The sequence below is a fragment of the Amycolatopsis rhizosphaerae genome, from assembly GCF_007713715.1.
In the GTDB taxonomy this organism is placed as follows: domain Bacteria; phylum Actinomycetota; class Actinomycetes; order Mycobacteriales; family Pseudonocardiaceae; genus Amycolatopsis_E; species Amycolatopsis_E rhizosphaerae.
The window spans coordinates 1-8,392 of sequence record NZ_VJWX01000315.1; the positions used below are offsets into that span (position 1 = coordinate 1).

5 protein-coding genes are annotated in these 8,392 nt (G+C 71.0%); 4 read left to right on the top strand and 1 reads right to left on the bottom strand.

The window, feature by feature from the left end:
- The first annotated feature begins 271 nt into the window (after positions 1-271).
- Genes FNH05_RS25555 through FNH05_RS25565 form a run of 3 tightly spaced genes read left to right on the top strand, consistent with a single transcriptional unit; the run spans position 272 to position 6,034 of the window.
- Positions 272-1,384, top strand: coding sequence for an ABC transporter ATP-binding protein (locus FNH05_RS25555; RefSeq protein WP_144591257.1), 1,113 nt, complete (start codon positions 272-274; stop codon positions 1,382-1,384).
- Position 1,385: 1 nt separating this feature from the next.
- A complete protein-coding gene (locus FNH05_RS25560; protein ID WP_144591258.1) occupies positions 1,386-2,270 on the top strand; it encodes an ABC transporter permease in 885 nt (294 codons plus the stop codon).
- Positions 2,271-2,293: 23 nt separating this feature from the next.
- Positions 2,294-6,034: an ABC transporter ATP-binding protein gene (locus FNH05_RS25565; protein ID WP_186382732.1), complete on the top strand. Its 3,741-nt coding sequence runs from the start codon at positions 2,294-2,296 to the stop codon at positions 6,032-6,034.
- A gap of 180 nt (positions 6,035-6,214) precedes the next feature.
- Here the strand turns inward: FNH05_RS25565 and FNH05_RS25570 are convergent, their stop codons facing one another.
- Positions 6,215-7,585, bottom strand: a complete 1,371-nt coding sequence (locus FNH05_RS25570) for an FAD-binding oxidoreductase (protein ID WP_144591259.1) — start codon at positions 7,583-7,585, stop codon at positions 6,215-6,217.
- Between the two features lie 334 nt (positions 7,586-7,919).
- Here FNH05_RS25570 and FNH05_RS25575 point away from each other — a divergent pair.
- The coding region (locus FNH05_RS25575) for a 2-oxoglutarate dehydrogenase E1 subunit family protein (protein ID WP_425458489.1) at positions 7,920-8,392 on the top strand (473 nt) is incomplete at its 3' end.

Consider the following 8,392-nt stretch of genomic DNA (forward strand, 5'->3'; position numbering starts at 1 on the left):
GCAAAGCCCCGGCGAACAAGGGGCGGCCCGCTCAACCAGCCTGGGGGTCACTGGGAGCGGGCCGCCACGTATCAGCTTAGGTGCTCGCGGCGGAGTTCGCTGCATCGGGGCCCGTGTTTTGCCCGAAATACTTCTTCACGGTTAGTGCGTCAACCTGGTGATTCAGTCACCCATAGTGACCTTCGGCCCGGTGGTCCCCCCTTGGGAGGCGATAAGGCAGGATGTCCGCTGCGCTGATCTTCACCCATTCGCCGGAACCAGGGGGGACGCGATGCAGAACGACGGCAGCGGCCGCATTGTGGTGCAGAACCTCAGCAAGACGTTCGGCCCCGTTCCCGCTGTGCAGAACCTGAGTTTCATGGTGGAACCGGGTTCGGTCACCGGCTTCCTCGGGCCGAACGGCGCGGGCAAGACGACCACGCTCCGGATGATTCTCGGCCTGGTCACCCCGACCGCGGGTACCGCGACGATCAACGGCCTGCCCTATCACCAGCTGGGCAACCCCGCCCGGGTGGTGGGCACGGTGCTGGAGAACGAAGGGTTCCACCCGAAGCGGACCGCGCGGAACCACCTGCGCGTGTACGCCGCGGCGCTCGGGGTGCCGGATCAGCGGGCGGACGAGGTGCTCGCCCTGGTCGGTCTGTCCTCGGCGGCGAACCGCAAGCCGGGCGGGTTCTCGCTCGGTATGCGCCAGCGTCTCGCGCTGGCGACCGCACTTCTCGGCAACCCGCAGGTCCTCGTGCTCGACGAGCCGGCGAACGGTCTGGACCCCGAAGGCATCCTGTGGCTGCGCAACTTTCTGCGCGCCTACGCGCGTGAAGGCCGGACGGTGCTGGTGTCCAGCCACCTGCTGTCCGAGGTTGAGCAGACCATCGACAACGTGGTGATCATCAGCCAGGGCATGACGCGCTACTTCGGCTCGCTCGAACAGCTCCGCAGCAGCCAGCAGTCGCGGGTGCTGGTGCAGGCGGCCGACGCGGCGGCGCTGGTGAAGGCACTGCAGGGGGCCGGTGTGGCCCAGCTCGAAGCCACCCCGGACGGCCGGGTGGCGGTCTACGGCGCGAGTCGGCAGCAGGTGGGTGACCTGGTCGCGAAGTCGGGCCTGGCGGTCTACGGGATGGAAGAGGAGCGCGCCGATCTGGAGCGGCTCTTCTTCCAGCTCACCCAGGGCCAGTACTCGGGCGCCCCGCAGTTCGGGGTCGCGCCCCAGCAGGCGCAGTACCAGCAGCAGGCGCCGCAGCAGGGTGGCTGGGGGCCACCGCCGCCCGGCTACCCGCCGCAGACACCACAGACACCACAGACACCGCAGCAGTACCAGGTCCCGCCCGGCTATCCGCCGCAAGGCCAGCCAGGGCCGCAGCAGGGTTGGGGAGGCCAGCGCTGACATGGGCAGGCTGATCATCGCGGAATTCCGCAAGACGCTCACCACGAAGAGCTGGTGGGGGCTGATGATCCCGGCGGTCGTCTTCGCCTTCGGGTTCGCACTGGGCTGGGGTGCCTTCGCCAACAAGGTCGGCAACGTGCTCGACAGCGAGGAGACCCAGGACATCGCCCACGCCCTGGGCATCGAGATCGGCCACCTCCCGATGGGCCTGCTCGCGATCGGGCACGGCATCAACATCGGCCTGGTCTTCCCGGTCATCTTCGGCGTGTACGCCCTGGCGGGCGAGTACAGCAAGAAGACGATCACCACGACCTTCCTCACCGCCCCGAACCGCGGCTCGGTGCTCACCGCGAAGATGATCACCTACATCGTCTGGGGAATGCTGTACGGCCTGGTCATCGCGGCCGTGGCGAGCCTCGGTATCGCCCTGAGCGTGGACCAGGCGCGGCAGCCGACCTCGGGGCAGTGGCTGGGCGTGATCGGCGCGTCGGTCCTGGCCGGGGTGCTGGCCACCCTGTTCGGGATCGGCGTCGGCGCGGTCTGGAAGAGCGTGGTCGGCAGCGTGATCACGCTGTCGATCTACCTCCTGGTCTTCGAGAACGTCCTGGTTCTGGTGAGCTACGGCCTGTGGAAGGTCTCCTGGCTCGGTGGCGTGCTGCCCAACGGCACGATGAACGGCATCGTGGGCGCGATCGGCGCGGAGGCGTTCGGGGCCGCCGGGGTGAAGCTGCCCCGTATTAACGAAGAGGCCCAGTGGACCCTGCAGTACTTCGCAGGGGCGCCGGGCGCCTTCTCCTGGTGGGCCTCGGCGCTGATCTTCTTCGCCTGGACCATGCTGTTCTTCCTCACCGGCTGGGCTTCCAACCAGCGACGCGACATCACCTGACCGAAGGCGCATAGCCTGGCTGGGTGACGACTGCCGCGCCTGCCCCCGAAGCCCCGACCGGTTGGATCCGCAGACTCTCCGCCGCGGCATGGCGGCATCCCGTTCTCGTGGTGCTTTCGATGGCCGCGGCGGTGATCAGCGTGGGCTTCCAGGCGGGGAGCCCGCTGCTGGTGCGGGCGGCCGTGGACGACGCGGTCACCGGGAGCACCGCCCGGCTGGGCCTGCTGGCCGGTGGTCTGGTCGGGGTCCAGGTGCTGATGTTCGGGACCGCGTTCGTGCGCCGCTACGTCGGCGGCCGGCTGGCACTGGACGTGCAGCACGACCTCCGCCGGGCCGTGTTCGGCGCGGTGTCCCGTTTGGACGGTGGGAAGCAGGACTCGCTGCGCACCGGCCAGGTGGTCTCCCGCGCCATCACCGATCTGCAGCTGGTCGTGTCGCTGCTGATGATGGTGCCGGTCTCGGCCGGTTCGGTGATCTTCGCGGTGTTCTCGCTCGCGGCGATGCTGTGGATGTCGCCGCTGCTGACGCTGATCGCCCTGATCGTGGTGCCCGCGGTGGCGATCGTCGCGGGCGCGTCCCGCAAACGGCTGTTCCCGGCCACCTGGTCGGCGCAGCAGCGGGCCGCGGACCTCGCCCAGCACGTCGAGGAAACCGTCACCGGGGTGCGGGTGGTCAAGGGCTTCGGGCAGGAGGCGCGCGAGGTGGCGCGCCTGGAGTCGGCGGCGAAGCGACTGTTCGCTGAGCGGCTGCGGGCCGCCCGGCTGTCGGCCGTGCCGGCCGCGACCACCTCGGCACTGCCGGCGGCGGGGCAGGTCGCGGTGCTGGCGTTCGGTGGCATCCTCGCCCTGCGCGGTGAGGTCAGCCTGGGCACCTTCCTGGCGTTCGCCAGCTACGTGTCCGGCCTGGTCGGCCCGGCGCGCATGCTCTCCTCGATGGTGGTGCAGGCCCAGCTGACCCGCGCGGGTGCCGACCGCGTGTACGAGCTGATCGACGCGCAGCCCGAGGTGCGGGACGCGCCGGACGCCAGTGCGCTGCCCGAGGGGCCGCTCGGCATCCGGCTGACCGATGTGCGGTTCGGCTACACCCGGTCCGAACCGGTGCTGAACGGCCTGTCCCTGGAGGCGAAACCGGGTGAAACGCTGGCGCTGGTCGGGACGGCGGGTTCGGGGAAGTCGACGATTTCCCTGCTGCTGCCCCGCTTCTACGACGTGCACGACGGGTCCGTCGAAGTCGGCGGCCAGGACGTGCGCGAGGTGAAGCTCGCCGAACTGCGCCAGGCGATCGGGGTGGTGTTCGAGGAGGCGTTCCTGTTCTCCGCCTCGATCCGGGACAACATCGCCTACGGCAGGCCCGACGCGAGCGAAGAGGAGATCGTCGCCGCGGCCAAGGCGGCCGAGGCCCACGACTTCATCCTGCACCTGCCGGACGGCTACGACACCGAGGTCGGCGAGCGGGGGCTGACCCTGTCCGGTGGGCAGCGGCAGCGGCTCGGCCTGGCCAGGGCCCTGATCACCGATCCGCGGATCCTCATCCTCGACGACGCCACCTCCGCGGTGGACACCGTCACCGAAGCCGCGATCCACGAGACCTTGCGGGCGGTCACCGCGACCCGGACCACCCTGCTCGTCGCGCATCGCCGCTCGACGCTCGCGCTCGCCGACCGCATCGCCGTGCTCGACGCGGGCCGCGTCGTCGACGTGGGCACGGCGGCCGAGCTGGAAGAACGCTGTGAGCTGTTCCGGGAGCTGGTCTCCGGGCCCGGCGAGGGCGTCGAAGAGGTCCATCGGCGCGACTGCGCGGTTCAGCCGTCCTCGGGGATCACGCCGCAACTGTGGCCCGAACCGGCCGAGCAGGACGAGGCGGCCGAGCTGGCGGGATCGGCACAGCTGCGCGGTGCCGCGGCGCCCGCCGCGGGCGCCGGTATGGGCAGACCCGGCTCGATAGACGTGCCGCCCACCGAAGAGCTCATCGAAGGCGTGCGGAAACTCCCTCCCGCCACGGACACCCCCGCGCTGCGGGACACCGACGTGACCGCGCCCGACCCGGGTTTCCGGCTCGGGCGGCTGCTCCGGCCGGTGCGCGGCCTGCTCACCGCGGTGATCGTGCTGGTGGGGCTGGACGCGCTGGCGTCGATCGCGCTCCCCTCGCTGTACCAGCAGGGCGTCGACCACGGGGTCCGGCCCGGGGTCGAATCGGTGATCTGGCTCATGGCCGCCATCGGGGCCGCGGTGATCACCCTGGACTGGCTGGTGATCGCGGTGCAGACCCGTCTCACCGCGCGCGCCGGGGAAACGGTGCTGTACTCGCTGCGGGTACGCAGCTACGCGCACCTGCAGCGGCTCGGGCTCGACTACTACGAGCGCGAACTGTCGGGCAAGATCATGACGCGGATGACGACGGACGTGGACGCCCTGTCCACGTTCCTGCAGACCGGACTGGCCCAGGCGGTGATCAGCGCGCTGACGCTGACCGGGATCTCCGCCGCCCTGCTGATCACCGACGCCTCCTTGGCCGCGTACGCGCTGAGTGTGCTGCCGATCCTGATCATCGCGACGGTGGTCTTCCGCAGGCTCGCCACCGCGGCCTACACCGAAGCCAGGGAACGGGTCAGCGTGGTCAACGCCGACATGCAGGAGAACGTCAGCGGCCTGCGGGTCGCGCAGGCGTACAGCCGTGAGGAACGCTCGGCCGAAGTGTTCGCCTCGCGCAGCGACGCGTACCGGCGCTCGCGGCTGCGGGCCCAGCGCTATGTCGCCACCTACTTCCCGTTCGTCACCATGCTCTCCGGCGTGGCCGAGGCGATCGTGCTGGTCGCGGGGGCCAACCGGGTGGCGGCGGGGAGCCTGCCGGTCGGTGTGCTGCTCGCCTTCCTGCTCTACCTCAACCTGTTCTTCTCGCCGATCCAGCAGCTTTCCTCGGTGTTCGACGGCTACCAGCAGGCGAAGGTGGGGTTGCGCCGGATCGGCGACCTGCTGCGCACGCCGTCGTCGGTACCGCCGCCCGCGAACCCCGTTCCAGTGCCGGAACACCTGGCGGGCGAGGTCACCTTCGACGCCGTGGAGTTCGGCTACGCGGGGTCGGATTCCCTTGCCCTGGCGGATGTCTTCCTCAAGGTGACCCCCGGTGAGACGGTGGCGCTCGTGGGCGCCACGGGCGCGGGCAAGTCGACCGTGGTCAAGCTCCTCGCCCGGTTCTACGACGCGACCGGCGGCAAGGTCAGCATCGACGGGGTGGACGTGCGGGACTACGACCTGCCCGCGCTGCGGCACCGGATGGGGGTCGTGCCGCAGGAGGCGCACCTGTTCACCGGCACGGTCGCGGACAACGTGCGCTACGGCCGTCCCTCGGCGACGGACGCGGAAGTGGAGGCCGCGGTGCGTGCGGTGGGCGCGCTGGACGGGGTGGCCGCGCTGCCCGCCGGGTTCCGGCAGCCGGTCGGGGAACGGGGGCGCTCGCTGTCGGCGGGACAACGGCAGCTGATCGCGCTGGCGCGCGCCGAACTGGTCGACCCGGACGTGCTGCTGCTGGACGAGGCGACCGCCGCGCTCGACCCGGCTACCGAGGCCGCCGTGCTGCGGGCCACGGAGAACCTGGCCCGGCGGCGCACGACGTTCGTGGTCGCGCACCGGCTGGCGACCGCGGCCAAGGCCGACCGGATCGTGGTGCTGGACCGCGGCCGGGTCGTCGAGCAGGGCACGCACGAAGAGCTACTCGCCGCCGGCGGACACTACGCCCAGCTCTGGTACACCGGCTCCGGCCACTGACCCGGTCTGGCCCAGGGTCTCCCGTGAGGGCTCCGGCAAGGTCGCGTGAGTGTTGGCCGTGAAGGGTCCCTTCACGGCAAATACGACTGTGAAGGGACCCTTCACGGCTTGCCCCAGTCCCTCCGGCCGGGGTGCGGAGCCTGCAAGGGGGGTTGCGGGTTGCCGTGAGGGGTCCCCTCCTCAGTCGAAAACCTTGCCGGGGTTGAGGATGCCGAGCGGATCGAGCGCGGTCTTGACGGCCCGGTGCAGGTCGAGCACGCCGGGGCTCACCTCCCGCCGCAGCCCGCCGCGCTTGAGCAGCCCGACCCCGTGCTCGCCGGTGACGGTGCCGCCGAGTTCGACGGCGTCGGCGATGATGTCCTCGAAGGCGGCCTGGGCACGCCGTTTCGCGTCCTCGTCGCCGATCGGGGTGATCAGCAACGGGTGCAGGTTGCCGTCCCCGGCGTGCGCGATGTTCGCGATGAGCGTGTCGTGCGCGACGGCGGTTTTCTCGATGCGGGCGAGCATCTCGGGAACCTGGGCCTTCGGCACGCACACGTCCTCGGTGAGCACCGGTCCGAGCCGTTCCAGCGCCGGATACGCCAGGCGCCGCGCGTCGAACAGGGCCTCGGCCTCCTGCTCGTCCGACGACACCGCGGCCCAGGAGGCACCGGCCTGCTCGAAGCACCGCAGCAGGACCTGGGCCTCCTCTTCACCCGCGAGGCCCGGGGTGTCGCAGCGGCCGAGCAGCACGACGTTCGCGTCGGCCGAAAGGCCCATGTTCTTCCACGCGTCCACCGCCTCGAGGCAGTGCCGGTCGACCAGTTCCAGTGCCGACGGGACGACTCCGGAGGCGGACACCGCGCTGACCGCCTCGCCCGCCGCCACGATGGAGTCGAAGTAGCCGGCGACGGTGCGTTCCGGCGCGCGGGAAGGCCGCAGCCGCACGGTGATCTCGGTGATGACGCCCAGGGTGCCTTCGGAGCCGACCATCAGCCCGCACAGGTCGTACCCGGCGACGCCCTTGGCGGTCCGGCGGCCGAGCCGCACCACGTCGCCGCGCCCGGTGACCACCTCCAGCCCGAGCACGTAGTCGCGGGTGACGCCGTACTTCACGCAGCACACCCCGCCGGCGTTGGTCGCCACGTTTCCGCCGATGGTCGACCAGGGCGCGCTCGCCGGGTCCGGCGGGTACCACAGGCCGTGCACCGCGCAGGCGGCGCGCAGATCGTCGTTGACGATGCCGGGCTGCACGACCGCGAGCCGCTCCAGCCGGTTGATCTCGAGAACCCGGTCCATCGACTCGAAGGACAGGATGACGCAGCCGTCGATCGCGTTGGCGCCGCCCGAGAGCCCGGTGCCCGCCCCACGGGGAACGACCGGGACGCGAAGCCGGGCGGCGACCCGCACCACGGCCTGGACCTCTTCGGTGGTGCGCGGCCGGACCACCGCGGCGGCCCGCCCGTAGGGAGCCCATTCGGCGTGGTCCTGCAGGTAGCTTTCGACGATGCCGGGGTCGTCCACCACCCGGTCGCCGGGGACGACCGCTCTCAGTTCGGCCACCAGGTCCATGGGCCACCTCCGACCGGCCAGATTACCCCCGCCGCCGGGCCGGGCCCGACGGCGAGCGCCGCCGATGTGACTCAGCCAGCGAAACCCATGTACCGTTTCCGGCGGCCTCCGCGTGAAGCGCCGCTGGTCGGCGCCGCCGCCCGGCGCGGTGCATCGCACCGCCTCACGCGCGCATAGCACCCCACACGCCGGCTGTACCGATCAAGTGAGCAATCCCAAACTCAGTTGCAACGCAGATGCACCACTTCGATCACATCCGGAATGGCGAGGGGGTTAGCCTGGGAGGCGCACTAGCGGACAACAAGATCGAGATGGATAGAGGCGAGTCCCTGCCGTGTCCAGCAGCAGCCCTGCGTCACAGTTCGGCCCCAACGAATGGCTCGTCGAGGAGATGTACGACCAGTTCCTCGCCGACCCTTCTTCAGTAGATGCCGCTTGGCATGACTTCTTCTCCGACTTCAAGCCGACCCAGGCTCCGGCGGCGAAGCCGGAAGGCGCAGGCACCGCAGGCCAGGCCACCACCACGGCCCCGGCCCCGCGACCGAGCAACGGGCAGGCCCTCGCGACCACCTCGCCGCCGGCCAAGCAGGCCGCCGCGGCCCCGGCTCCACCTGCTCCCGCGAAGCCCCGGCCGGCCAGCGCCAAGCCCGCCGCCACCGCCGCCGCCGCCAAGGCAGGCGAGCCGGAGACCAAGCAGCTGCGCGGCGCGGCCGCCGCGATCGCCAAGAACATGGACGCCTCGCTGAGCGTGCCGACCGCGACCAGTGTCCGCGCGGTGCCCGCCAAGCTGATGGCCGACAACCGCAT